The 26,107-nt window shown below is 66.3% G+C and carries 23 protein-coding genes; 6 read left to right on the top strand and 17 right to left on the bottom strand.

The features are described 5' to 3' along the window. The first annotated feature begins 149 nt into the window (after positions 1 to 149). Genes CDN36_RS11000 through rsmA form a run of 4 tightly spaced genes read left to right on the top strand, consistent with a single transcriptional unit; the run spans position 150 to position 5,821 of the window. Entirely contained in the window at positions 150 to 2,510 is a 2,361-nt protein-coding gene (locus tag CDN36_RS11000) for an LPS-assembly protein LptD (RefSeq protein WP_287496732.1), read from the top strand. Continuing rightward, complete coding sequence (locus CDN36_RS10995; RefSeq protein ID WP_287496731.1) at positions 2,503 to 3,870, top strand: peptidylprolyl isomerase; 1,368 nt, start codon at positions 2,503 to 2,505, stop codon at positions 3,868 to 3,870. The genes CDN36_RS11000 and CDN36_RS10995 overlap by 8 nt, the downstream gene beginning before the upstream one ends. Before the next feature lie 42 nt (positions 3,871 to 3,912). Next, complete coding sequence (gene pdxA / locus CDN36_RS10990; protein WP_287496730.1) at positions 3,913 to 4,977, top strand: 4-hydroxythreonine-4-phosphate dehydrogenase PdxA; 1,065 nt, start codon at positions 3,913 to 3,915, stop codon at positions 4,975 to 4,977. Positions 4,978 to 4,987: 10 nt separating this feature from the next. Further along, positions 4,988 to 5,821 (top strand): 16S rRNA (adenine(1518)-N(6)/adenine(1519)-N(6))-dimethyltransferase RsmA, encoded by an 834-nt coding sequence (gene rsmA / locus CDN36_RS10985; protein WP_150554783.1) that lies wholly within the window; start codon positions 4,988 to 4,990, stop codon positions 5,819 to 5,821. Here the strand turns inward: rsmA and CDN36_RS10980 are convergent. Then, positions 5,796 to 6,686: a DMT family transporter gene (locus tag CDN36_RS10980; RefSeq protein WP_287496729.1), complete on the bottom strand. Its 891-nt coding sequence runs from the start codon at positions 6,684 to 6,686 to the stop codon at positions 5,796 to 5,798. The genes rsmA and CDN36_RS10980 overlap by 26 nt on opposite strands. Positions 6,687 to 6,950: 264 nt before the next feature. Here CDN36_RS10980 and CDN36_RS10975 point away from each other — a divergent pair, with 264 nt between their 5' ends. Next, on the top strand, positions 6,951 to 7,421 hold the full coding sequence (locus CDN36_RS10975; RefSeq protein WP_287496728.1) for a rubredoxin: 471 nt from the start codon (positions 6,951 to 6,953) through the stop codon (positions 7,419 to 7,421). A gap of 54 nt (positions 7,422 to 7,475) precedes the next feature. Next, a complete protein-coding gene (locus CDN36_RS10970) occupies positions 7,476 to 9,383 on the top strand; it encodes a sulfatase family protein (RefSeq protein ID WP_287496727.1) in 1,908 nt (635 codons plus the stop codon). Positions 9,384 to 9,466: 83 nt separating this feature from the next. Here the strand turns inward: CDN36_RS10970 and gloA are convergent, their stop codons facing one another. The 16 genes from gloA to CDN36_RS10890 form a co-directional block, all read right to left on the bottom strand. Beyond that, positions 9,467 to 9,868 (bottom strand): lactoylglutathione lyase, encoded by a 402-nt coding sequence (gene gloA / locus CDN36_RS10965; RefSeq protein ID WP_150554780.1) that lies wholly within the window; start codon positions 9,866 to 9,868, stop codon positions 9,467 to 9,469. A gap of 130 nt (positions 9,869 to 9,998) precedes the next feature. After that, positions 9,999 to 10,928, bottom strand: coding sequence for a M48 family metallopeptidase (locus tag CDN36_RS10960; protein ID WP_287496770.1), 930 nt, complete (start codon positions 10,926 to 10,928; stop codon positions 9,999 to 10,001). An 84-nt stretch (positions 10,929 to 11,012) separates the two neighbouring features. After that, positions 11,013 to 11,798 carry a lysophospholipid acyltransferase family protein gene (locus CDN36_RS10955; RefSeq protein WP_287496726.1) on the bottom strand — a complete coding sequence of 262 codons (786 nt, stop codon included), beginning with the start codon at positions 11,796 to 11,798 and terminating at the stop codon, positions 11,013 to 11,015. Between the two features lie 83 nt (positions 11,799 to 11,881). Further along, positions 11,882 to 12,475, bottom strand: coding sequence for a D-glycero-beta-D-manno-heptose 1,7-bisphosphate 7-phosphatase (gene gmhB / locus CDN36_RS10950; protein WP_287496725.1), 594 nt, complete (start codon positions 12,473 to 12,475; stop codon positions 11,882 to 11,884). 34 nt (positions 12,476 to 12,509) lie between these two features. Next, positions 12,510 to 14,690 (bottom strand): glycine--tRNA ligase subunit beta, encoded by a 2,181-nt coding sequence (gene glyS, locus CDN36_RS10945; protein WP_287496724.1) that lies wholly within the window; start codon positions 14,688 to 14,690, stop codon positions 12,510 to 12,512. Then, complete coding sequence (glyQ, locus tag CDN36_RS10940; RefSeq protein WP_287496723.1) at positions 14,687 to 15,625, bottom strand: glycine--tRNA ligase subunit alpha; 939 nt, start codon at positions 15,623 to 15,625, stop codon at positions 14,687 to 14,689. Before glyQ ends, glyS begins: the two co-directional genes overlap by 4 nt. A gap of 176 nt (positions 15,626 to 15,801) precedes the next feature. Beyond that, entirely contained in the window at positions 15,802 to 17,349 is a 1,548-nt protein-coding gene (gene lnt, locus CDN36_RS10935) for an apolipoprotein N-acyltransferase (protein ID WP_287496769.1), read from the bottom strand. Positions 17,350 to 17,372: 23 nt separating this feature from the next. Further along, positions 17,373 to 18,248: a CorC family transporter gene (locus CDN36_RS10930; protein WP_150554775.1), complete on the bottom strand. Its 876-nt coding sequence runs from the start codon at positions 18,246 to 18,248 to the stop codon at positions 17,373 to 17,375. A gap of 128 nt (positions 18,249 to 18,376) precedes the next feature. Then, a complete protein-coding gene (locus CDN36_RS10925) occupies positions 18,377 to 19,075 on the bottom strand; it encodes a gamma-glutamylcyclotransferase (protein ID WP_287496722.1) in 699 nt (232 codons plus the stop codon). Positions 19,076 to 19,095: 20 nt separating this feature from the next. Then, the gene (gene ybeY, locus CDN36_RS10920; RefSeq protein WP_150554773.1) at positions 19,096 to 19,659 is read right to left on the bottom strand and encodes an rRNA maturation RNase YbeY; all 564 of its coding nucleotides are present in this window, start codon (positions 19,657 to 19,659) and stop codon (positions 19,096 to 19,098) included. After that, on the bottom strand, positions 19,656 to 20,714 hold the full coding sequence (locus CDN36_RS10915) for a PhoH family protein (RefSeq protein ID WP_150554772.1): 1,059 nt from the start codon (positions 20,712 to 20,714) through the stop codon (positions 19,656 to 19,658). The genes ybeY and CDN36_RS10915 overlap by 4 nt, the downstream gene beginning before the upstream one ends. Positions 20,715 to 20,828: 114 nt before the next feature. Continuing rightward, the gene (gene miaB, locus CDN36_RS10910; protein ID WP_150554771.1) at positions 20,829 to 22,172 is read right to left on the bottom strand and encodes a tRNA (N6-isopentenyl adenosine(37)-C2)-methylthiotransferase MiaB; all 1,344 of its coding nucleotides are present in this window, start codon (positions 22,170 to 22,172) and stop codon (positions 20,829 to 20,831) included. Positions 22,173 to 22,368: 196 nt separating this feature from the next. Further along, the gene (locus tag CDN36_RS10905) at positions 22,369 to 23,295 is read right to left on the bottom strand and encodes a metal ABC transporter solute-binding protein, Zn/Mn family (RefSeq protein WP_150554770.1); all 927 of its coding nucleotides are present in this window, start codon (positions 23,293 to 23,295) and stop codon (positions 22,369 to 22,371) included. 11 nt (positions 23,296 to 23,306) lie between these two features. Next, positions 23,307 to 24,170, bottom strand: coding sequence for a metal ABC transporter permease (locus CDN36_RS10900; RefSeq protein WP_287496721.1), 864 nt, complete (start codon positions 24,168 to 24,170; stop codon positions 23,307 to 23,309). After that, on the bottom strand, positions 24,167 to 24,949 hold the full coding sequence (locus CDN36_RS10895) for a metal ABC transporter ATP-binding protein (RefSeq protein WP_287496720.1): 783 nt from the start codon (positions 24,947 to 24,949) through the stop codon (positions 24,167 to 24,169). Before CDN36_RS10895 ends, CDN36_RS10900 begins: the two co-directional genes overlap by 4 nt. Beyond that, positions 24,946 to 25,068, bottom strand: a complete 123-nt coding sequence (locus CDN36_RS10890; protein WP_277396632.1) for a hypothetical protein — start codon at positions 25,066 to 25,068, stop codon at positions 24,946 to 24,948. Before CDN36_RS10890 ends, CDN36_RS10895 begins: the two co-directional genes overlap by 4 nt. Positions 25,069 to 26,107: the final 1,039 nt, after the last annotated feature.

The following is a 26,107-nucleotide window of genomic DNA, read 5'->3' as shown; positions in this document are numbered from 1 at the left end:
ACGTCTTGCCATATAATACCCGATCATGTTTTCTCGACGCCCCGTTTCTCGACCTCGATCGACCGTCCCGAATGTCCCGGCAATGCCGTGCGGACACGCGGGATTGGCTGCCCGCAAGCGGCGCCTCGATTGTCTCGCTGTTTGCGTACATGCCGCATAAACGAGTCCATACGAATGATGTTTCATCGCTGCGGCGCCTGGTGCGCGCGCGGCGCAAGCCGCTGGCGTTGCTGCTCTCCGTGCCCGGAGTGTGGTGCTCGATCGCCGGCGCGCAGGAAGCCCCGCCGCCCGATATTGCCAAGAGCGACGGCCTCGTGCTGCGCACGGTCCCCGCGCTCGTCGACAACCCGCTCGGTGCGGGAGAAGACGTGCCGATGTACGTGCGCGGCATGCATCTCACTGGCCGGACCAATGTCGACGCGACGGTCGACGGCGATGCGGAGGCGCGCAAGTACCGCTCGTTCGTGAAGGGCGATCGCCTGACCTACGATCAGGACACGGACGAAGTCGTGGCGCATGGCAATGCCCGCCTGTCGCAGGCCGGCAATCTGTTCATCGGGCCCGAGGCCCATATGTATACAGGCGCCGGCGACGGCTACATGCTGACGCCGACCTACAGGCTCGTGTCGGGCGGCGGCGGCAAGTCGGAGCGCGGCGACATCGAGGCGAACAACCTCGTGACGCTGCAGCGCGGCACCTATTCGGCCTGCGCCTGCACCGAGGACGGCAAGACGCCGGCGTGGTACATCAAGGCGTCGGAGTTCGAATTCGACCAGGAACAGCAGGAAGGCACGGCCTATAACGGCATTCTGTTCTTCCAGGGCGTGCCGATTTTCGCGAGCCCCTACCTGTCGTTTCCGACGTCGAACGAGCGCCGCTCCGGCTTTCTGGCGCCCACGTTCACGCAGTCGAGCCGCACCGGCTTCGAGCTGGCGACGCCGTACTACTTCAACATCGCGCCCAACCGTGATCTGACGCTCACGCCGCGCGTCATGACCAAGCGCGGCGTCATGCTCAACGGCGATTTCCGGTACCTCGAGCCGACTTACGCCGGGCTGTTTCACATCGAATACCTGCCGAAGGACCGCGTGACGGGGGAGGCCCGCTACACGTTCACCTGGCAGCACAGCCAGTCGCTCGGCTATGGCGTGAACGCCTACGTCAACTTCACCAAGGTGTCGGATGACACCTATCCGGACGATTTTGGCGCCGGCACCAACTTCCAGACCGGCGTGCAGCGCGTGTACAACCGCGAAGCCGGCCTGACGTGGGCATACGGCAACTGGTCCTTCCTCGCCCGCGTGCTGAAGTATCAGACGCTCGCGCCGAGCACGCCCCAATACGAATCGGTGCCGGAACTGGCCGCGACCTACAGCAAGTCGGACTTCCACGGCTTCGACTTCACCATGCCGATCCGGTACAACCGCTTCCAGATTGCTTCATGGACTGGCCAGCCCAATGGCGAGCGTCTGTATGCGCAGCCGACGTTGAGCTACCCGATTCTGACGCCGGGCTACTTCGTCGTGCCGAAGGTGATCTTCAATGCGGCGTCGTACAACGTCGACTATCCGAACGGATCGACCATGCAGTCGTCGATCACGCGTACCGTGCCGACGGTCAGTCTCGATACCGGCCTGACGTTCGAGCGGCCGGTCAACCTGTTCGGGTCGGCCATGAAGCAAACGCTGGAACCGCGCCTGTTCTACGTCTACACGCCGTATCGCGATCAGAGTTCGATTCCGATTTTCGACAGCGCGGTCTCCGACTTCAACCTCGCCGAAATCTTCAGCGAGAACTCGTTCATCGGCGTGGACCGCATTCAGGACGCCAACCGCGTCACGATGGCGCTGACTTCACGCCTGATCGATGCCGAGTCGGGGATCGAGCGCGCGCGCATCTGGTACGCGCAGCGCTACAACATTCAGCAGTCGCGCGTGACGATGCCGGGCGGCACGCCGGAAAACCCCGGCGTGTCGGACTTCCTGGTCGGCGGCTCCGCATTGCTCTACAGCAACATCACGTTCAGCACGGCGGTGCAGTACAGTCCGGACACCTCCCAGTTCAAGCGCTCGGACGTCGGCGTGACGTGGCGCCCGGGCGAGCGTCGCGTGTTCAATCTGTATTACCGCTATCTGCGCAATCCGCCGGCGGTCGTGGGCCAGACCTCGCTTACGACCAGCCCGATCAACCAGATCGAACTTTCGGGCCAATGGCCGATCACACCTCGCCTCGGGGTCGTTGGCCGCCTGAACTACAGCATCACCGACAAGACGTTCATCGATGCCCTGGCGGGTTTCGAGTATGATGCCGACTGCTGGGCCTTCCGGATCGGGCTCCAGCGCTACGCGACCAACGCCACCACGACGACGTCGCGCGTCTTCGCGCAGTTGGAGCTCAAGGGCTTGACCAAGTCGGGCAACAGCGCCACGGAAGCCTTCAAGGTAGGCGTGCCGGGCTACCAGCCACCGCCGACGAACCAGATTCCTTCTCGATTCAGCAACTATGAATGACATGTTTGTGAAGCGTGCCTCGCTGCTGGCGGGCCTGTGTCTTGCCGCCGGGGTGGCGGTAGCTCAGCCGGCGCCGGTGAGCGCCCGGGCGGCCGGGGCGCCCGCGTCGTCCACGCGTTCGATCGATTCCATCGTCGCCGTGGTCAACGACAGCGTGATCACCCGCAAGGAGCTCGACGCACGCATCGAGGAGGCCAAGCACCAGCTCACGCTTGCCAAGCGCCCAATCCCGGACGCCGACATGCTGCAACGCCAGGTGCTCGAACAGATGATCGTCACGCAGGTGCAGCTCCAGCGCGCGAAGGAAGACGGTATCGTCGTGAAGGATGCCGACGTCGAGCAGGCGCTGCAGCGCATCGCCGCCGACAACCGCCTGAGCGTCGATCAATACAAGGCGCGTTTGCAGCAGGCCGGCGTGCCCTGGGATGCATTCCGCAAGGAAGTGCGTGAACAGATCATTCTGGCGCGTCTGCGCGACCGCGAAGTCGACAGCCAGATTCAGGTGAGCGAGTCGGAAATCAATACGTTCCTCGCCGCGCAGCGCGGTGCTACGGCAACGCCGTCGGAGACCGAATACCGCATCAGCGAAATTCTCGTGAAGTTGCCCGACGGCGCCACGCCGGAGCAGATCGACGCCGCCCAGAAGAAGGCCAGCGAGGCGCTGGAAAAGGCGAAGGCGGGCGGCGACTTTGCGGCGCTGGCCAAGCAATATTCGGATGCTGCCGACGCCGCCAACGGTGGCGACATGGGCTACCGCATCCCCGAGCGTATTCCCGACCTCTATCTGAACCAGGTCCAGAAGCTCCAACCGGGCACGCTCGTGCCGCAGGTGCTGCGCAGCAACAACGGCTTTCATGTCATCAAACTCGTCGAGACGCGCAAGCAGGGCGGCGATCAGGGCATGACCGTGCCGCAGATCCACGCCCGTCACATCCTGATTCGCGTGGGAGACGGCGTCTCGGAAGCGCAGGCGCGTCAGAAGCTCGCCGACTTCAAGGCGCAGATCGAGGCCGGCAAGGCCGACTTCGCCGATCTGGCCAGGAAGAATTCGGTGGACGGCTCGGCCGCACAGGGCGGGGACCTCGGCTGGATTTCGCCGGGCGAGACCGTGCCGGCGTTCGAGCGTGCGATGTCCGAGCTCAAGGACGGCCAGATCAGCGATCCGGTGCGCTCGGAGTATGGCTATCACCTGATTCAGGTGCTGGGCCATCGCGAGTCGCAGGTCTCGGGCGATCAGGAACGCAATCTCGCGATGCAGGAACTGCGCGGCCGCAAGGCGGAGCAGCAGTATCGCGACTGGTTGCAGCAACTGCGCGACAGCGCTTATGTCGACTATCGTCTTAACACCGCGCAGCAGTAAGCGCCGCGTGAGACGTTTCGCCATCCGTTTATCTTTTCAGGCATGACTTCCGACCGGCCCTTCGTCCTCGCCATCACCACGGGTGAACCGGCGGGCGTTGGGCCGGAGCTTACAGTGCAGGCGCTCGCGAAATGTCTGGCGTCGCCGCCGGAGCTCGCCGCCAACGCCCTCGCCCGTTGCCGGTTCGCCGTGCTCGGCGACGCCACGCTGCTCGCCGCGCGCGCGCAAGCGGTCGGCCTCGGCGACGCATGGCGCGATTTGCTGGCTGACGGCCGGGTACGCGTCGTGCACCATTCGCTGGCGGTCCCGGCGCAGCCCGGGCAGCTCCAAGCCGCCAACGGACGCTACGTGCTCGCCCTGCTCGACGACGCCATCGACGGCGCACTCGCCGGGACATACGACGCGATCGTCACGGCGCCGTTGCAAAAGAGCACGATCAACGACTGCGGCGTGGCCTTTACCGGGCACACCGAATATCTCGCCGAGCGCACCGGCACGCCGCGTGTCGTGATGATGCTCGCCGGCGGCGGTCTGCGCGTGGCGCTCGCCACCACGCACCTGCCGCTCGCGCACGTGCCCGGCGCGATTCGCCGTGACGAGCTGCTCGAGACGCTCGTCATCCTGAATCACGACCTGATGCGCCACTTCGGCGTGACGCGTCCGCGCATTCTGGTGACCGGGCTGAACCCGCATGCGGGCGAGTCGGGCTATCTCGGCCGCGAGGAGATCGACGTCATCACGCCGGCGCTGCAAGACGCCTGTGCGGCGGGCATCGACGCGCGCGGGCCCTATCCGGCCGATACGCTGTTCCAGCCGCGGCATCTCGAAGGCGCCGACGCCGTACTCGCGATGTATCACGACCAGGGTTTGCCGGTGCTCAAATATGCGAGCTTCGGCGCGGGCGTGAACATCACGCTCGGTCTGCCGATCATCCGCACGTCGGTCGACCATGGCACGGCGCTCGACCTCGCCGGCACGGGCAAGGCCGAGAGCGGCAGCCTGCTCGAGGCGCTGCGCACCGCCGCGGCCATGGCCGCCAACGCCGCCACCCATGCGCAATCGATCGCCGACGCCGCGACTGCGACCACGCGCGCACCGCGTTCCTGAGGAATTTCACATGAGTAGTGCAACGAAGCGCACGGGCGTCCAACAGGGCCACGTGGCCCGCAAACGTTTCGGCCAGAATTTTCTCGTCGACATGGGCGTGATCGACGCGATCGTGAGCGCCATCTCGCCGCGCGCCGACGACCTGATGGTCGAAATCGGCCCGGGTCTGGGGGCGCTGACGACGCCGCTCACCGAGTGGATTTCGCACCTGCACGTGGTCGAGCTCGACCGCGATCTGGTCGCGCGTCTCACGCGCAGGTTCGGCGAGCGCGTGAGCGTGCACGCGGGCGACGCCCTCGACTTCGATTTCGGCTCGCTGGTCCCCGATGCGCGCCGCGACGAAGCCCCGCTGCGCATCGTCGGCAACCTGCCCTACAACATCTCCAGCCCGCTGCTGTTCCATCTGATGCGCTACGCGACGCTCGTGCGCGACCAGCACTTCATGCTGCAGAACGAAGTGGTCGAGCGCATGGTGGCGCCGGCCGGTTCGAGCAACTACAGCCGCCTGTCCGTCATGTTGCAGTACCGCTACTGGATGGACAAGGTGCTGGACGTGCCGCCCGACGCCTTCAATCCGCCGCCGAAGGTCGACTCGGCCGTGGTGCGCATGATTCCGCGCGCCGTGGCCGATTTGCCCGAGGTGGATCTGGATGTGTTCGAAGCGGTCGTGGCGCAGGCGTTTTCCCAACGTCGCAAGATGCTGCGCAATACGCTGCACAGCTATCGCGACCGGATCGATTTCGACGCGCTCGGCTTCGACCTCACGCGTCGCGCCGAAGACGTGCCGGTCGACGAATACGTGAATCTGTCGCGCGCAATCAGCGGCGCCGGTTCACAAGGCTGATACCCACGAATACCAGCACGACGGCGCAACCGAAGCGCCAGCCGACCGATTCGCCGAGAATCAGCACGCCGAACGTCACGCCGAAAAGCGGACTCAGAAACGAGAACGAGGCCAGACGCGCGGCGCTGTAACGGGTGAGCAGCCAGAACCAGATCAGATAGCTGGCGAACGCCACACCAATGGACTGGTAGACGAGGCTGATCCAGACCGTGGGTGTCATCGGCCCGATCTGCACGTTCCCCGTCGCGAGCGCCAGCGCGCACAACAGGACCGCCGAGACCGCAAGCTGGTAGAGCAGTGTCTTCGACGCGGCGGCCGTGGCCAGACGCGAGGCGCGTACGACAACGGTCGTCATCCCCCACAATGCGCCGGCGAGGATGCCCAGCAGGTCACCGGGCCACGTCTTCGCCAGGTCCGTATTGCTGCCGTCCGAGAATGCCACCACGATGCCGCAAAATGCGAGCGCCATGCCAAGCCATTGCATGGGACGCAGCCGCTCGCTGGGCACGGTCCAGTGCAGGCCGATGGCGGTGAAACAGGGGGCCGAATACAGAAAGACGGCCATGCGCGATGCGGTCGTGTGCGTGAGGCCGACGAAGATGCACAGGAATTCCAGCGAGAACAGCGCGCCGGCGAGCAGACCGGCACCGAGGGTGCCGTCGCCGCTGATCAGGCGCTGCCGCCGCCATAGCATCCAGGCGCCGACGAGCACGGTGGCAACGACAGAGCGAAGGCCCGCTTGCAAGACGGCAGGCACGACGGGCACCGCCAGTTTGACGGCGACCTGCTGGCCGCCCCAGATCATGCACAAGCCCAACATGATGGCCAGTGCAGTGGCGTCGACCGGACGCGGGGAGGTTTTCATGAGATTGATTCGGATAGCGACGTATCGCGCACGCGCTGCGCAGTGTCGGCCATTGTCACCGATCCTGACACCGTACGCATCATACTGGTGCAGTCAGTGCGGGTAATGGCGCTGCCAGCGTGCGTTCATTGTTGCCATTGTTCCGTAATACGGCACAATCTCTCCCCGAATCGCTGATTTATTCCGCGATCGTGCGCCGATACAATGCTCCGCGAGGGGGCGGTCGCCCTTCGATCGTGCCCATCATCACCAGCATCAACGCGTATGTACAAGAAAGGCTCTGCCGTCGAATTGCAATTTTCCCCGTCGCGGCTCAATGACGGCGCGGGCGATCCGTTCTGGATCGACCTGACCCGCGACGAAGCGCAGGCGCTTCTCGAATCCCTGCAATCGCATCTGGCCCGCTCCGCGGCCGACACCCCGGGCACCGAGTCGCCGATGATCTTCACATTGCTCGATCCGGGCGCCGTGCAAGGATCGGACGCGCAAGCGCGGACGAAGTATGTTGAGGGGAACGAGGCCGGCGAAGCGGCGGCGTCCGATGCCGCAGGTGCCCAGGCCGCAGCGGCGTCGCGTCAATGGGTCTGCGTCATTTGCGGGTGGATCTACGACGAAGCCACCGGCTATCCTGAAGACGGCATTGCGCCGGGCACGCGCTGGGAAGATGTTCCGACCGACTGGCGCTGCCCGCTATGCGATGTCGGCAAGGAAGATTTCGCGATGGTAGAGTTCTGACACTGCCAAGTATGTGATGCATTCCGATAAACGCCGGTCGATTGGGAGGATGCAATGGTGGACGCCAGAGATGACGAAACGCCCGACAACCCGCGAGATCCCGCGAGCGCCGAACGACGGCGCTTCTTGCTGGCGACCGGCGTCGCAGCTGCATCGGGAGCATTGACGGGCACCGTCGCCCATGCGGCCCCGAGTGGCGACAATCCGCCCTCCGGCCGCAATTCCGCTTCTGCCCCCGCTTCCGCATTCGATTCGACCCCGGCTGCCCCCATCCCGGCCCAACTTCCCGCTGGCTACAACATCCTCCTGATCGTGACGGATCAGGAGCGCCACTTCGATGGCGGCTATCCGTTTCCGGTGCCGGGCAGAGAGCGTCTCATGCGTGAGGGCGTCACGTTCCTGCATCACGAGAACAATACGAACGTGTGTACTTCGTCGCGCTCGGTGATGTACACCGGCTTGCATATGCCGCAGACGGGCATGTTCGACAATCTCGGGCTGCCCTTCACACAGGGTCTGAGTCTCGACCCGAAGCTGGGCACGCTTGGCTCGATGATGCACGCCGCGGGCTACTACGCCGCCTACAAGGGCAAGTGGCACCTCAACGACAAGATCGATGCGGTGGCGCATCCGGAGGATCTCGGGCTCCAGCCGAGGCCGGAACTTCATCGCATCATGGAGCAATACGGTTTTCGGGACTATCACGGCGTGGGCGACGTGATCGGCCTGTCGCAAGGCGGTTACCTGTACGACGCCGTGACGACGGGCGAGAGCGTCAACTGGTTGCGCAGCACCGCCGAGCAACTCCGGAGTGCGGGCAAGCCGTGGTTTCTTGCGGTGAATCTCGTCAATCCGCACGACGTGATGTTCCTCGACACGGATCAGCCCGGCGCGCCGGTGCAATGGACCGGACAGGACAATGACGGCGGTGTGGGCATGGCGCCGGCGCAGCCGCCACAACATGCGTTGTATCGGGCCACATGGCCGGATGTCCCCCTTCCTGCGAGCCGTCACCAATCGTTTTCCGAGCCGGGTAGGCCCCCGGCGCATCTGGAATACCAACGGGCGCGCGCGGCGCTCGTCGGTCAGTTTCCGGACGAAGACCGTCGCTGGCGCAAACTCCAGGATTACTACTTCAATTGCATTCGCGATTGCGACACCCATGTCGCGCGATTGCTTAGCGAACTGGACGCACTCGGTATCGCCGGGCGGACCATCGTCGTCTTCACGGCCGATCACGGCGAGCTTGGCGGGCATCATCAGATGCATGGCAAAGGATCGTCGGTGTATCGCGAACAGATGCATGTGCCATTCGTTATCCGTCACCCCGCGTACCCGGGCGGGAAGACATGTTCCGCGATGACGTGCCACCTCGATCTGGCGCCGACATTGCTCGGTCTGACGGGGGCGCCCGAAGGGCTGCGTCGCCAGATCCTGGGCGAGCGCAAGGGCAAGGATGCGTCGCCGCTACTGGCGGCGCCGGATCGCGCTTCCGTGCATGCGGTGCGCGAGTCGAGCCTTTACTGCTACAGCATGATGCTGTACGCCGATGCGGACTACATCGGCCAGGTGCAGGCGATCCAGCGCGCGCGGGGCTTGTCGGCGCAGGAGAAGGCGAAGCGCACGGCGGCGCTGCACATCGATCTGAACAAGCGCTCCGCGATTCGCGCGATCAACGACGGGCGCTACAAGTTCGCCCGCTATTTTTCGCTGCGCCATCACCACGTGCCACGCACGCTCGACGAGTTGACCGCGATGAACGATCTCGAATTGTTCGATCTTCAGGCCGATCCCCATGAGATGAACAATCTGGCGCGCGATCTGACGGCACACCGGGACATCGTCATGTCGATGAACGAAAAGCTCAATCGTCTCATCGCGCAGGAGGTGGGCGTCGACGACGGGCATTATCTGCCCATCGACAAACCTCATCCCTGGCTGGCGCAACGCGCGATCGAGTAATTGGGGCGTCGGCAAAACCTGCCGTCCCAATGCAAACGAGCCACCCAAGGGTGGCTCGCGGACGTAGCGCAGTCGATGTCGACTTACAGGCCGCCCTTCGTCGAGTGCTTCTGGATCAGCTCGATCTTGTAGCCGTCCGGATCTTCGACGAAGGCGATGACCGTGGTGCCGCCCTTGACCGGACCGGCTTCGCGCGTGACCTTGCCGCCCGCGGCGCGGATGGCGTCGCATGCCTTGTACGCGTCGTCGACTTCCACGGCCAGATGACCGAAGGCGGTGCCGATCTCGTACTTGTCCACGCCCCAGTTGTACGTCAACTCGAGCACGGTATTCTCCGATTCGGGGCCGTAACCGACGAAAGCCAGCGTGTATTTGTATTCGGCGTTCTCGCTCTGGCGCAGCAGTTGCATGCCGAGCACGCGCGTATAGAAGTCGATCGAGCGCTGCAGGTCGCCAACGCGCAGCATGGTGTGGAGCATTCGCATGATGTTTTCACGGTGTGGGGACAACGAAGCCTCGATTGTACCCGCGCCCGTGGGAATGAGCCCAGTTCACGTGGCGTTGAAACAATCTACGCGGTGAGGCTTGCGCGGGCTCCAGGGCGGCAGTGCACGCTCAGAATTCCGGCAGCCATTCGGGGGCGTGCGACTTGAGCGTGTCGCGGGCGGCCTCGAACTCCGGGAAGATCGACGCCACGGCTTGCCAGAAGCGCGGGCCGTGATTCATCTCCTTCAGATGCGCCAGCTCGTGCGCGACCACGTAGTCGATCACGCCCAGCGGGAAGTGAATCAGACGCCAGTTCAGCCGGATGCGCCCATCGGCGCTGCAACTGCCCCAGCGCGTGGCGGCCGACGACAGGCCCAGCGCGCTGTAGCGCACGCCAAGCCGCTCGCCGTAGACCTCCAGGCGCGTCGTGAAGAGCTTGCGGGCTTCCTGTTGCAGCCAGCCCTGCACGCGGTCGCGCATTTGTTCGGCGGCGGCCTGCGGCGGCAGGTCGAGCCACAGCGTATGCGTGTGGATGTCGTATTGCGCTGCGCCGGCGCGCCCGCCCAGCCGCACGGTCAGCGTGTGGCCGAGGTAGGGCAGCGTGGCGCCGTCGGTCCAGCTCACGCGCGGGATCACGCGCCGCGCGGCACGTTCGCGAAATTCGGCGATCTTGTTGAAGATCCACCGCTTCTTCTCGACGATGGCCGCTTCGACGTCGGCCAGCGTGACCCAGCGCGGCGCCGTCACCGCGAGGCCCGACTCGTCGATGATGAAGCCGATGGTGCGGCGCGACGAGCGCTTGAAGCGGTAGTAGAGCGCGTGCCCGTCGAGCATGATCACGCGCTCGCCGTTGGCGGGCGTGCGGCGCGGGCCGGGCGGCGCCTGCAGCGTGTTGGTGTCGGACGCGGAAGGGCTCAATGCGGCCGCGCCGCTGGGTACGGCCGGCGTGATGGGCGCCGGCCGCGCGAGGGGCGCTGGCGGGGCGAGAGGGGAGAGTGTGACGTCGGTGGCGACGCCGTTCGCTTCCGCGCCCGGGCTGCCGAACAGATCGAGCTCCATCTGGGGAGCAGGCGTCTCATGCCGGGATCGGGTGTCGCGGGTAGCGGGCTGGTCTTTCGACATGAGACGGTCTCGGAATGCGGATCAGGTTCGTGGTGTCGCGTCGGAGGTGTCGGTCGCATCGGCGGCGTGCGTCCTCGGTTTCGACGTATAGGCCGCCGGGTCGATGCGCACCATTTCGCGCTCGATCCATTCGGCCACCTCGGCGTTGACGGCTTCGGCCGTGCGGCCTTCGGTCTGGATCACCGGGCCGATCGACACGATCACTTCCCCCGGATATTTCATGAACGAATTGCGCGGCCAGACGCGTCCTGCATTATGCGCCACGGGCACGACGGGCGTGCCGGTGGTCGCGGCCAGACGCGCGCCGCCGGATTTGTACTTGTTGCGCGAACCGGTCTTCGTGCGCGTGCCTTCGGGGAACATGATGATCCATGCGCCCTCGGCGAGCCGCAGCCGGCCTTGCTGGACGACCGATTGGAACGCATCCGTGCCCTTGCTGCGATCGATGTGGATCATGCTCAGCAGGCCCAGCGCCCAGCCGAAGAACGGCACATAGAGCAGTTCGCGCTTGAAGACGTAGCACAGCGGGCGCGGCATGAGGGCGGGCAACGCGATAGTCTCCCACGCCGACTGGTGCTTCGACAGGATGATCGCCGGCGTGTCCGGCAGGTTCTCGCGGCCGATCACGCGGTAGCGGATGCCGCACAGCGCCTCGGCCACGCGCAGCACCACCCGGCACCAGCCCACCGCGAACCAGTAGCGTCGCACGCGCGACAGGAACGGGAACGAGACGATGCACGCGATCGCATAGGGGACCGTCCAGACGATCAGGAAGATGAAGAACAGAATCGAGCGGAGTCGCAGCATCGGTGGGGTGTGTCGGTATGAGTCGCCTGAGCGATTGTCCTATGCCATTCGATGGCCGTCTTGCGTGATGCGGCGGCCGCCGTTCATGCGCCTTTGGTTTCTGCCTGGGCGAGCAAGTCGGTCACGAACGCCGCCAGGTTGTCGTGAACGCGCGTGCCCTCGGGCAGATCGCCGGCCGCCAGCGTCTTTCGGCCCTTGCCGGTGAGCACGAGGTGGGGCTGCGCGCCCACGGCGGCAGCGGCCTGCAGATCGCGCAGCGAATCGCCCACGGCCGGCACGCCGGTCAGGTCGATCTCGTAGCGTCGCGCGATTTCCTGGAACAGCCCCGGCTTAGGCTTGCGGCAATCGCAGGCGTCGGCCGACGTGTGCGGACAGAAGAATACCGCGTCGATGCGCCCGCCGGCGGCGGCGACCAGCTTCGACATCTTCGCGTGCATCGCGCCCAGCGTCGCCATGTCGAACAGCCCGCGGCCAACGCCCGACTGGTTCGTCGCGACCACCACCCGGTATCCGGCCTGGTTCAGCCGGCCGATGGCCTCGAGGCTGCCGGGCAGCGGCACCCATTCGTCGGTCGACTTGATGAACTGGTCGGAGTCGGCGTTGATCACGCCGTCCCGGTCGAGAATCACCAGTTTGCGAGCGGCGGGGCCGAGGGTGCGGTCTTTGCGCGAATCCATGTGCGAGCGTCGGAGGCGAAGTGATGCGAAGAGATTATGCGGCGAGCTTCGACAGGTCGGCCACCTGGTTCATCTGCACGTGCAGTTGCCACAGCAGCGCGAGGCGGTTGTTGCGAAGCGTCTCGTCCTCGGCCATCACCATCACGTCGTTGAAGAACGCATCGACGGCGTCGCGCAACTGGGCCAGCGCCGACAGGGCCTGCGTGTACTCGTGCGCCTGCGAGTGGCGCGTGAGCTCGGGCGTGACTTTCTGCAGCGCGGCATGGAGCGCGATTTCGGCCGGCTCCACGAGCGCCGATTCGTGTACCTTGCCCTCGGCCGGATGCGCCGTCTTCTTGAGGATGTTGCCGATGCGCTTGTTGGCCGCCGCGAGGGCTTCGGCCTGAGGCAGCGCCGAGAACGCGCGCACGGCCTCCAGCCGGTCGAGCAGGTCGCCCAGGCTCGCGTCCATCGCATGCGGGTGCGCAAGCACGGCCTCGATGTCGTTCGCCGCGTAGCCGCGCTCGCGCAGATAGCCGCGCAGGCGATCGAGCACGAAGGCTTCCACGTCTGCCAGATAGCCCGACTCGGCCACACCGGAAGCGAACTGCGCGTAGGCCGCTTTCAGCAAGTCCCGGAGCATGAGCGGCAGGCGCTTTTCCACGAGCATGCGCACGACGCCGAGCGCATGGCGGCGCAGCGCGAACGGATCCTTCTCGCCGGTCGGTTGCAGGCCGATGCCCCAGATGCCCACCAGCGTCTCGAGCTTGTCGGCCAGCGCCACGACCGTGCCGGTATAGCCGGCGGGCAGCGCGTCGCCCGCAAAGCGCGGTTGATAGTGCGCCGAGCAGGCGAGTGCGACGGCGGACGGCTCGTTGTCGTGACGGGCGTAGTACGTGCCCATCGTGCCTTGCAGTTCGGGGAACTCGCCGACCATGTCGGTCAACAGATCGGCTTTCGCGAGCAGCGCGCCGCGTTGGGCGAGCTCGGTCAGCGGGCGGTCGCGATCGTCCGCCTGCGCTGTCTCGTCGCCGAGTTCGGCGAGTGTGAGATTGCCCCCGAGCATCTGCGCGATCGCACCGGCGAGCTTGACGAGGCGCTCGGTGCGCGCCAGCTGCGAGCCCAGCTTGTTGTGATACACGACGTTGGCCAACTGCGGCACGCGCTCGGCAAGCGTCTTCTTCTTGTCCTGCTCGAAGAAGAACTTCGCATCGGCCAGACGCGGGCGCACCACGCGCTCGTTGCCCGTGATGATCTGCTCGGGATGCGCGGTGGCGATGTTCGAGACGATCAGGAAGCGATTCGTCAGACGGCCGCCCTCGGCGAGCGGCTTGTCCGTCAGGGCGAAATACTTCTGGTTCGTCTGCATCGTGAGAATCAGACATTCCTGCGGCACGGCGAGGAATTCCTTCTCGAAGTAGCAGGCGTAGATCGCGGGCCATTCGACGAGCGCGGTGACTTCGTCGAGCAGCGCGTCCGGCATGACCACGTGGTCGCTGCCGGCCGTCGCGAGCAATTGCTCGCGGATGGCGTCGCGGCGGCCCGTGAAGCTGGCGAGCACCTTGCCCTCGCTCTCCAGCGTCGCCGCGTAGGCATCGGCATTGGCGACGACGACCTCACCCCTGGAGAGGAAGCGGTGACCTTGCGTCCTGTTGCTCGACGTAAGGCCGATGGCCGTGGCCGGCACGATCGTCTCGCCGTGCAGGGCGATGAGGCCGTGCACCGGACGCACGAACTGCACCGTCTCGCCGTCCGGGCGCTGATAGCTCATCACCTTCGGGATCGGCAGCTTGCCGAGCGTTTCATCGAGCGCGGCCTGCAGTGCGTCGGCCAACCGGGCGCCCGCGGCGGTGTAGGTGTGGAAGAACGCTTCGGCCTTGCCGTCCATCGCGCGCTCCAGGCTCGCGAGCGGCAGGTCCGCGAAACCCATGGCGGCGAGTTTCTTGGCCAGCGGCGGCGTGGGGTTGCCGTTGGCGTCCAGCGCCACGGACACGGGCAGCACCTTCGCGCGGATGGTGGCGTCGGGCGCGCGCTCGAGCACGTTCGAGATCGAGACGGCGAGGCGGCGCGGCGTGGCGTAGGGCGTCACGACGCTCTCGCCCGTGACGAGCCCGCGCGCGCGCAGGCCGTTGGCGATGCCGTCGGCAAACGCGTCACCCAGACGCGCCAGCGCCTTCGGCGGCAATTCTTCGGTCAGCAGTTCGACCAGCAGGGTGCGTTGTGCGGTGCTCATCATGCGGCTTGCGTTTGGTGTTGGGCGGCGGGGGCGTTGAGCATCGGGAAGCCGAGCTTCTCGCGCGAGGCGTAGTAGGCCTGGGCGACCAGACGCGAGAGCGCCCGGATGCGGCCGATGTAGGCCGCGCGTTCGGTCACCGAGATGGCGCCGCGCGCGTCGAGCAGGTTGAACGTGTGCGCGGCCTTGAGGATCATTTCGTAGGCGGGCAGCGCCAGTTCGGCCTCGATGAGGCGCTTCGCTTCGCTCTCGTAGTTGTCGAAGAAGCCGAACAGCATCGCCTGATTCGAATGCTCGAAGTTGTAGGTCGACTGCTCGACTTCGTTCTGGTGGAACACGTCGCCATAGGTCAGGCGGCGCTTGACGGGGCCGTTGGCCGTCTGCTCCTCCCACTCGGTCCACACGAGGTCGTACACGTTCTCGACCTGTTGCAGATACATGGCCAGACGCTCGATGCCGTAGGTGATTTCGCCCAGCACCGGCTTGCAGTCGAGGCCGCCGACCTGCTGGAAGTAAGTGAACTGGGTCACTTCCATGCCGTTGAGCCAGACTTCCCAGCCCAGGCCCCAGGCACCCAGCGTGGGGTTTTCCCAGTCGTCCTCGACGAAGCGCACGTCGTTCTCGGTCAGATCCAGGCCGAGCGCGCGCAGCGAACCCAGATACAGGTCGAGAATGTTCTCCGGCGCCGGCTTGAGCACCACCTGGTACTGGTAGTAGTGCTGCATGCGGTTCGGATTCTCACCGTAACGGCCATCCTTGGGACGGCGCGACGGCTGCACATAGGCGGCGCGCCACGGCTCCGGGCCGATCGCGCGCAGGAACGTGGCAGTGTGCGAGGTGCCGGCGCCGACCTCCATGTCGTAAGGCTGGAGCAACGCACAGCCTTGCTTGTCCCAGTAATCCTGCAACGTCAGGATGACTTGTTGAAAGGTAAGCATGATGAATTCGCGCGGACGAACAGGAAAAAATGCGGATTTTGCGCAGTCTGCTGGCCCGGCCGCGAGCGCGGCCAGCGGACTAAAACGTTGAATTTTAGCGGGAATTCGACCCGAATGGGGGGTTGCCGCCCAGTGCGAGCGGCAACAGGGGGATTTTCACGTCCGCCGGCATCGCGTCAGCGCTTGCGGCGCGTCATCGCCAGACCCAGGCCCAGGGCGACGATGGCAAGGCCCAGCGCGGGTCCATTGCCGAAACGCACGTAGGGAGTGAGGCCGCTGTACGGCTGCACGCTGCCGGTGAGCGCGCCGGTGGTCATCGTCGGCAGACGGCCCTGCACGCGCCCGTGGGCGTCGATGATGGCGGTCGCGCCCGTATTGGTCGCGCGCAGCATCGGGCGACCCGTCTCGAGCGTGCGCATGCGCGCGATCTGCAAATGCTGGTCGAGCGCGATGGTATCGCCAAACCAGGCCAGGTTGGTCGCGTTGGCCAGTACGGTGGCGGGCTCGGCAACCTCGCGCAGCGAGCGTGCGATCTCTTCGCCGAACAAGTCCTCGTAGCAGATGTCGAGCGCCACGCGCTGCCCCCGCACAGGGAAGCCGGACGGCGTGGCGGTGCCGCGCCGGAAGTCGCCCAGCGGGATGTGCATCATTTCGACGAACCAGCGAAAGCCCCAGGGAATGAACTCGCCGAAGGGCACGAGATGATGCTTGTCGTAACGATAGAGCGTCTGGTCGCGCGGCGTCACGCCGAACAGGCTGTTGGTCAGGTCGGTCGGTCCCCGCTCGGTGAGCGTGGCGCCCACGGCGCCCAGCACCACGTGAGAGCCGGTGCGATCGGCAAACTCGCGCACGGGGCCGGCCACTTCGGGCGGGATGCCCTGCAGCAGCACGGGGAAGGCCGTCTCCGGCGTGATGATCAGATCGGCCGGCGCCGCGACGATCATGTCGCGATACATCGCCATGGCGTGCTCGATGCCGGCGCGCTCGAATTTCATGTCCTGCGCCACGTTGCCTTGCAGCAGACGCACGGTGAGCGGCGTGCCCGACGGGCTCGTCCACGCGTGCCGCGCCAGTCCCGCGCCGGCGCCCAGCAATATCAGCACGCCGAGCACGGCCGCGAGGCGCCGGGCCGGGCGCGCGCCGGCGTGCGCGGGCAGCACGCCGCGCGCGAGCCATGCCGCCGCGAGCGCGGCGAGCCCACCGATGCCGTAGACGCCCACGAGCGGCGCGAAGCCGGTAAGCGGGCCGTCGACGTGGGCGTAGCCGGGCGAGAGCCACGGGAAGCCGGTGAAGACAGTGCCGCGCAGCCATTCGGCAAGCGTCCAGGCGCCGGCGAAGGCGAGCGCGCGCCAGGGGCCGGTCGCCCCCACCCAGCGGGTGAAGAACGCCGCGAGCGCCGGGTAGATCGCGAGATAGACCGAGAACAGGACGACTGCCGCGCCGGCCATCGCGCCGGGCATGCCGCCATACGTGTGCATGCTGATGTAGAGCCACCAGATGCCCGAGACGAACGACGCCACGCCGAAGCTGCCCCCGAGCCACAATGCGTCACGACGCGAGGCGGTGCGCTCGACGAGCGCGAACAGCGCGGCGGCGGCGAGCAGTTGCAGCCACCACGCGTCGCGTGGCGCGAAGGCGAGCGTTTGGGCGATACCGGCCAGACCGGCGAGCGCACGCGCACGCCAGGCCGGCCACGAGCGCCGCTCGGGCGCGTGGACGGTCATTTCCTGCATGGATCGATGGAGAATTACTCGGGCTGAACGGCCGGCGCCGGCTCCACGCGCCGCAGCAGCAGCATGTGGATCTGGCGGCCGTCGGCGCGCAGCACCTCGAACACGAGATTGCCGATGCGCAAACGTTCGCCGCGACGGGGCACACGACCGAACTGGTGCGTGATCATACCGCCGATCGTGTCGTTCTCGGGGTCGACGAACTGGGTGCCGAACGCCTCGTTGAACTGCTCGATCTCGGTGAGCGCGCGGATGCGATACGTGCCGTCCGGTGCGGCGATGATGTTGTCTTCTTCCTCGTCGAAGTCGTACTCGTCCTCGATGTCGCCGACGATCTGTTCGAGCACGTCCTCGATGGTGATGAGGCCGGCCACGCCGCCATATTCATCCACGACGATGGCGATGTGATTGCGGTTGACGCGAAAGTCGTGCAGCAGCACGTTCAGGCGCTTCGACTCCGGAATGAACACTGCCGGGCGCAGCATGTCGCGCACGTCGAAATCGTGATTGGCGTAGTAACGCAGTAGGTCCTTCGCGAGCAGGATGCCGATGATGTTGTCGCGGTTGCCTTCATAGACCGGATAGCGCGAGTGCGCTTGCTCCAGCACGAACGGCATGAACTCTTCGGGCGTCTGTTCGATGTTGACGGCGTCCATCTGCGCGCGCGGCACCATGATGTCGCGCGCGCACAGATCGGCCACCTGGAATACGCCCTCGATCATCGCCAGGGAATCGGCGTCCATCAGGTTGCGGGCGTGAGCGTCTTGCAGAATTTCGAGCAACTCTGCACGCGACTCCGGCTCCGGGGAAATCAGATCGGTGAGGCGTTCGAGCAGAGAGCGAGGTTTGTCGGTTTTCTTTGGACCGGGTCGACTGGGATAAGGGTCGTTCATGACGGCGCGTCCAAGTTGGGCGGACGCCGAGCTGTTACAGGAAGCTCAAGGATACAACAAATGCGCGGCGGTGCTGCGACAGCCGGTCGCATTGCCGGGGCAGCGGCCCGGCCGCGCGGCGCACGGAATTACGGCGTATTGCGGCGCGCACCGCAGCGGTGCAGCACGGCTTCGAGCGCCGGATCGGGCATGCCGGCCTCGCGCAGCGCCTTGACCGTACGCGCCACGTAGTCGTGGGTGGTGCCGTAGCGTCCCTGCGCCTGCTCGAACACCTGGCGGATGATGTCGTCGGGCAGCCGGCCCGCGTAACTCTGCACGTCGCGGCGCATCACGAAAGCCAACGCCGACACGGTGCGGCCGTCGGTGAGCGCGCAATTGAGCCACGCGGGACGGTACGAACCCATGGCCATCTCGCGATACCAGAGCGTCTCGAGCCGCTCGCGGGCCCCGGCCGCCGCGAGCCGCATCGCTACGCCGGCGCACGAGCCGCCGCGGTCGAGCGCGAGCACCAGTCCCGGGCGCTCCGGTGTGCCCCGGTTGACGCGCGACCACAGGTACAGGCCGCGATGATAGCCGTACACGCGGCCGTGCAGGCTTTCCTCGATGGGCAGACCGGGATTCCAGATGAGCGAGCCATACGCGAAGATCCACAGATCCTGCCGGCCGTCCCAGCCGGTGAGGGCGGCGTCGAGCGACGAGGCGAGTTCTTCGGGGCTCAGATGGCGGCCCAGGCCGATGTCCGGCGGATATTGCGTACACCCCGGCCCCCACGATGCGCTGGCCGGTGCGGGCTCGGGGGCGGTCGGGCGCTCGGGATTGCGGTCCATGCGGTTCTGGCGGTGTCGGGTCAGGCCCGGCGCGCGCGGGCGGGCGCCTTTGCTGCCGGTTTGGCGGTTTTCGCGGGAACGGCGCCTGCGGGCGCGGCCGCCGCGGGCTTCTCCGACGCGTAGGGATCGGCATAGCCGAGCCCGGCGAGAATCTCCGTCTCGAGCCCCTCCATCTCCTGCGCCTCGTCGTCGTCCTCGTGGTCGTAGCCTTGCGCGTGGAGCACGCCGTGTACGATCAGATGCGCGTAGTGCGCTTCGAGCGCGATGCCTTGTTCGTTCGCCTCGCGCTCGACGACCGGGCAGCACAGCACGATGTCGCCGCTCACCGGATCGCTCTCGTGCTGCGCGTATGCGAACGTGAGTACGTTCGTGGCGTAATCCTTGCCGCGATAGCCGCGATTGAGTTCCTGGCCTTCCTCGGCGTCGACGAAGCGCAGCGTGAGTTCCGCGTCGGCCAGCAGCGCTGCCTGCACCCAGCGGCGCAGGCGCGCGCGCGTGAGCAGCGCCTTGTGCGCGGCGAAGTCCGCGCCGGCCACGAACTGGCTCGTCAGCGTGAGCGCGTGGCGCGGCGCCGCGGCGCTCATGCCTTGCCTCGCGGCGCGCGCGCGGTGCGCAGTTCCTGCTCGGTCGATGCGGGCAGGTCCAGGCCGGCTTCGGTGTGCTGGGCGTGCGCGTCGTAGGCCTCGACGATGCGCGCGACGAGCGGGTGGCGCACCACGTCCACGCTGGTAAAGCGCGTCATGGCGATGCCGCGCACGTTCTTCAGGATGAGTTGCGCCTCCATCAGCCCGCTCTTCTGGCCGCGAGGCAGGTCCACCTGCGTGGTATCGCCGGTGACGACGGCCTTGCTGCCGAAGCCAATGCGCGTGAGGAACATCTTCATCTGCTCGGGCGTGGTGTTCTGCGCCTCGTCCAGGATGATGAACGCGTGGTTGAGCGTGCGCCCGCGCATGTACGCGAGCGGCGCGATCTCGATCATCTGCTTCTCGAAGTACTTCTGCGTCTTGTCGAAGCCGAGCAGATCGTAGAGCGCGTCGTAGAGCGGGCGCAGGTACGGGTCGACCTTCTGGGCGAGATCGCCCGGCAGGAAGCCCAGACGCTCGCCCGCTTCCACGGCCGGGCGCGTGAGCACGATGCGCTTGACGGCGTCGCGCTCGAGCGCGTCCACGGCGCACGCCACGGCGAGATACGTCTTGCCGGTGCCGGCCGGGCCGATGCCGAAGGTCACATCGTGCGAGAGGATCTGCTTGAGATACTCGCGCTGCGCCGGCGTGCGGCCGTGCAGGTCGCTGCGCCGCGTGTGCAGCACCGGCGAGCCGTCTTCCGACTCGCCCGTGGCGAACGGGTTGTCGTCGCCATGGCGCACGCTCGGGACGTGCCCTTGCCGGGTCTCCACGAGGCCGAGCTGGATGTCGTCGACCGACAGCGGCTCGCTGGCGCGGTTGTAGAAGCTCTCGAGGGCCTGTGTGGCGACTACGGCGCTCTTGCCGCGAATGGAGAAGCGATGGCCGCGCCGCGAGATCGAGACGTCGAGCGCCTGTTCGATCTGGCGCAGGTTTTCGTCGAGCGGGCCACAGAGGTTGGCCAGACGGCGGTTGTCGTCGCGCGGGGCGGTGAATTCCTGGGTGGGTGCTTTCAAGATGGTCCGGCCGGATGCCTGTTCAGGTCAGTCGAGCGAGTCGTCGGGCGGCGGGTGCGCAGCGGCGGTACGCCGGTCCGCTGGCATCGCGCCCGTTCATGTTCGCGGCTTCGTTCAGTGCGTGGTGGCCAGTTCGCCGCGCAGCGAGTGCGGGTAGGCGAACGTGATCACCACGTCGGTCATCTGACCGATCAGCGCGGCGCGCTGCGCCTCGGGGACCGGGAAGTTGACCACGCGGTTGTTCTCCGTGCGGCCCTGCAGCTCGTTCGGATCCTTGCGCGAAACGCCTTCGACCAGAATCCGCTGGCGCGAGCCGACCATGCGCTGGCTGATGCGCGCGGCGTTCTCTTCGATCACGGCCTGCAGGTGTTGCAGGCGCCGCAGCTTCACTTCGCGCGGCGTGTCATCCGGCAGGTTGGCCGCCGGCGTGCCTGGGCGCGGGCTGTAGATGAACGAGAAGCTCGTGTCGTAGCCGATCTCGTGGATCATCGCCATGAGTTTGTCGAAGTCTTCCTCGGTCTCGCCGGGGAAGCCGACGATGAAGTCCGACGACATCGACATGTCGGGACGCACCTGGCGCAGGCGACGGATGATGGACTTGTACTCCAGCACCGTATAGCCGCGCTTCATGGCCGAGAGCACGCGATCGGCGCCGTGCTGCACGGGCAGATGCAGGTGGCTCACGAGCTTGGGCACCTTGGCGTAGGTGTCGATCAGGCGTTGCGTGAATTCCTTCGGATGGCTCGTCGTGTAACGAATGCGCTCGATGCCAGGCACTTCGGCCACGTATTCGATGAGCAGCGCGAAGTCGGCGATTTCACCGTCGGCCATCAGGCCGCGATAGGCATTCACGTTCTGGCCCAGCAGCGTGACTTCGCGCACGCCCTGCTCGGCGAGACCGGCGATTTCGGTGAGCACGTCCTCGAACGGGCGAGAGACCTCGTCGCCGCGCGTGTACGGCACCACGCAGTAGCTGCAGTATTTCGAGCAGCCTTCCATGATCGACACGAACGCGGTCGGGCCTTCCACCTTGGCCGGCGGCAGATGGTCGAACTTCTCGATCTCCGGGAACGAGATGTCGACCTGCGCGCGACCCGTCGCGCGGCGCGCCTCGAGCATCTGCGGCAGGCGATGCAGCGTTTGCGGGCCGAACACCACGTCCACGTAGGGCGCGCGCTGCACGATCGCGGCGCCTTCCTGGCTCGCCACGCAGCCGCCGACGCCGATCACCAGCTCCGGCTTGATTTCCTTGAGGGCGCGCATGCGGCCCAGGTCCGAGAATACCTTCTCCTGCGCTTTTTCGCGCACCGAGCAGGTGTTGAACAGAATGACGTCGGCGTCTTCGGGGGTGTCCGTCTTTTCGAGGCCTTCCGCCGCGCCGAGCACGTCCGCCATCTTGTCGGAGTCGTACTCGTTCATCTGACAGCCGAACGTCTTGATGTAAATCTTCTTTGCCATTGAGTGTGCGCCGTTCGCAGTGGTTGACCTGGGGGCGTCCGTTCTGGATGTTTCAGGGGTTCAGTTTCGTGGGGCCGCGGGAGAAAAGCGGCGGCCCAAACGCAAAAGCCGGCGTGGCCGGCCTGTCCGGACCTCCTGGCGGGGCCGGTGTGTGGTGCACGCATTATACCGCGTGCACCGTCCAGGCGCGGCACGCCTAGCGGTTGTCCTTCATTGCCGCGGCGATGGCGCGAATGTTGTGCTGGAACAACTGGAGATATGTCGACGCTTCGGGGTTCTGCGACAGGGCGTCGGAGTAGAGCTTGCCGTCGACCGTGACCTTGGCGTCGTGGGCAATGCGCTGGATCAGACGGGGATTCGAGATGTTCTCCATGAACACCGCGCGGATGCCGGTGCGGCGGATCACGCGGATCAGGTTGGCGACGTCCCTGGCGCTCGCCTCGCTTTCGGTCGATACGCCTTCGGGCGCCACGAACCTGATGCCGAAACGCTGGCCGAGGTAGCCGAACGCGTCGTGCGAGGTCAGCACCACGCGGCGCGCCGGCGCAATCGGCGCGAGCTGCTTGTTGGCCCAGGTGATGAGATCGTCGAGCGCGCCGCGGTAGTTCTTCGCCCGCTCGGCGTAGTACGCGCGCCCGGCCGGGTCGGCCTGCGACAGGGCGGCGGCGATGTTGTCCACCATCGTCTTCACGCGCTCCGGGTCCTGGAACATGTGCGGGTCGGCCACCGTGCGACCCTCGTCGAGCATCGTGCGCGGCTTGAGGCCCCGGGTCACGGTGACGAGCGTGCCGGCGTAGTGGCTCGACTTGATCAGGCGCGGCAGCCAGCCTTCGAAGCCCAGGCCGTTTACGAAGAACAGCTTCGTGCCGGAGATCCGGGCCACGTCCGCGGGCGTCGGCTCGTAGACGTGCGTGTCCTGGTCCGGGCCCACGAGCGTGGTGACGTCGACGCGGTCGCCGCCGACCACTTTCACGATGTCGGAGAGGATGCTGAAGCTCGCGCCGACGGGCAGACGTGTGTCCTGCGCACGCGCCGGGGCGGCGAACGCCAGCGCGAGGGCGAACCCCGCGGCGAGAAGCGTTGCCAGCCACGACCCGCGGCCCGATTTTTCCAATCCGAACATGTTTTCCTCTCTCAAAGCGCCGGGGCGCCGGACGTGCCGGACCGGCCCGACGAGGCAAGCAGCGCGCCCAGATAGGCGATGCCCGCCGTCAAAACGATGGCCGGTCCCGAAGGACAGGCCAGGTAATACGAAATCAACAGGCCGATCACGCTCGACGCGCTTGCCACGACCCACGCGACGAGCAGCATGCCGGGCAGCGTGCGGGCAAGCAGCCGTGCCGTGGCGGCCGGCAGCATCATGAGCCCTACGGCCATGAGCGTGCCCATCGCCTGGAAACCCGCGACCAGGTTCATCACCGTGAGCACCGTGAAGCCGAGGTGGTAGCGCAGCACGCTCCCGCCCCGGCCTTGACCGAGGAACGCCGGGTCGGCGCTATCGAGCACGAGACCGCGATAATGCCATCCGAACCACAACAGCGTCACGGAGGCGATCGCGGCGACGAGCAGCAGCGACGGATCGTCCACCGCCAGCACCGAGCCGAACAACAAATGCATCAGGTCGACGCTGTTGCCCCACTTGGAGACGATCACCACGCCGCCCGCGAGTGCCAGCAGATAGAAGCCGGCGAACGAGGCACCTTCGTCCAGACGCGTGCGGCGGCTCGAGACGCCCGCGAGCAGCGCGACGAGCAGCCCCGCCGCCATGCCCCCGCCCGCCATCCACGGCAGCGACAGGCCGCCGATCAGGTAGCCGATGGCCGCACCGGGCAGCACCGCGTGCGAGAGCGAGTCACCCATCAGGCTCATGCGCCGCAGCAGCAGGAACACGCCCACGGGCGTGCAGCCGAGCGACAGCGCGAGACTGCCGACGAGCGCGTGGCGCATGAAGTCGAATTCCGCGAACGGACCGATGAGCAGACTCAGCACCTGACTCACCGCCGGCCTCCCGGAGCGGGTGATGCGCGCTGCGCCGTCGCTGGCCGCGGCGCGAACGCCGTGTAGCCGCCCGCACCCCACAGGCCGCCATGGTCGCCGCCGTTCGGCGTGCGGCCCTCCCGCGCACCGCGGCCGCCATAGAGGCAGTCGGCCGGTGCGCCGGCGGCCATCAGCCGGCCGGCGATCACGGCCACGTATTCGAAGCGGTCCATCACCAGCGGCAGGTCGTGGAGCACGGTCACCACCGTGCGGCCCTCGCTGCGCCATTGATCCAGCAAGGCCAGCAACAGTTCCGCAGACGGGACGTCGATGCCGGTGAGCGGTTCGTCCAGCAAAACGACGGGCGTGTCCTCGACGATCAGCCGGGCGAAGCGCGCCCGCTGCCATTGCCCGCCGGACAGGGCTTCGAGCGCCTGGGCGCGCTTGTCGGCCAGCCCGACGCGGGCGAGCGCCTCGTGGGCTCGCCCGAATTCCTCGCGGCTGAGACGGCGCGCGTCGCCGGTGCGGCGCCAGGTGCCGGTCAGGACATACTCCTCGACGCACATGGGGAAGCGGTGATCGGTCTCGGGACGCTGCGACAGATACGCCACCGCCGCGTCGCTGACGACTTCGCCGCTCGACGCTTTCTGCAACCCGGCGAGCGCGCGCAGCAGGGTGGTCTTGCCCCCGCCGTTCGGCCCGACCACGGCGCTCAGCACGCCCGGTGCGAACGTGACGCTCACCGCTTCGAGCGCCACGTTCGGCCCGTAGCGCACCGACAGGTCGCGACAGCCGATCACGAGCCTACCCCTTGCAGCGCCCAGTAGACGAGCGCCCACAGCGGGGCGAGCACCAGCAGCGTCAGGGCGGTGCGCTCCCAGCCGGCGAGACGGTAGAGCCAAACGGAAAAGCGGATCATGAGCGGGACGATGCGCAGGCAAGCCGAGCGGATTGCAACTGGATAATAAATGCAACAAAGTTGCATTATTGCACGAAATATCGCGGCGGCGTATTGGAGCCGACTATTGGCGCCAACATCGGGGCGAATATATCGAGCGCGCATGCGGAGCAGATATATGGGGGGAATGCCGACGCGAACCTTGGCGCGAACCTCGGCGCGAACCTCGGGGCGAATGTCGGGGCGAATGTCGGGGCGAATGTCAGGGACCAAGCACTCGAAAGCGGCGCGCCGGCAGTGCGAGGGCGGATCGGGCCGACGCGCCGCCGGCAGCAGGGCGGCGCGCCGCGGCGGCCATGCTGGCGTGCCGAAGCCCGCTGCGGCGGGCGATCACGGGCGGCTACACAAGACGTTACATATCGGGGCAGCATATTTTTGCGAACCGGCGTAACATGGGTTCACGCTCGGTCGACTGGCACGCTGTTCGCTTCATTCCAGAGATCGGCAATATGCAAGGCATCGATGAGACGGTGGCATGGTGCGGCGCAAGGTGACGCGGGGAGCATCCCGCGCATCGGGCGGACCGTGCGGCAACATGCCGTTACCGCCGAGGAGGTTTTCCCGTTCGATCATCCGGCCCCCGACTTTCCGCTCGCGGATTCTGCCTTCGCGGCACGACGTTCGCCCGACCATCGCGACCCGCGCACTCGCGACGCTCGCTCAGGAAAGCAATTCTCTCGCGCCCACGTCTTCGCATTGCGTCGACGTCGTCGGGCCACCCACTTTTTTCACGAAAACCCGGCACATCGTGCACTGAATCTTTCCGCTGAATTCTGGCTGATAGATAGGATTCCGTAATGAATTCACGTTGCGACGGAGGCGATTCGAAATGCAGGCAAACCCGAATGCGCAGTGCGTGCGAGATGGCGTCGAAAATCGCTCGAATTTTGGCATGATTCGCGCAACATGCGCAGTGCGTAGATGACGCGGAAACCCTTGTGCGATGCGGGTTATCGCGATTGCTTAGCGCTGCGGAAAATATCTAGCGACAGTTTTTTTG

The organism is Pandoraea sp. CB10b_02 (genome assembly GCF_002216225.1).
In the GTDB taxonomy this organism is placed as follows: domain Bacteria; phylum Pseudomonadota; class Gammaproteobacteria; order Burkholderiales; family Burkholderiaceae; genus Pandoraea; species Pandoraea nosoerga.
The sequence above is the reverse complement of the archived record's forward strand: the minus strand, read 5'-3'. Positions and strand labels throughout refer to the sequence as shown.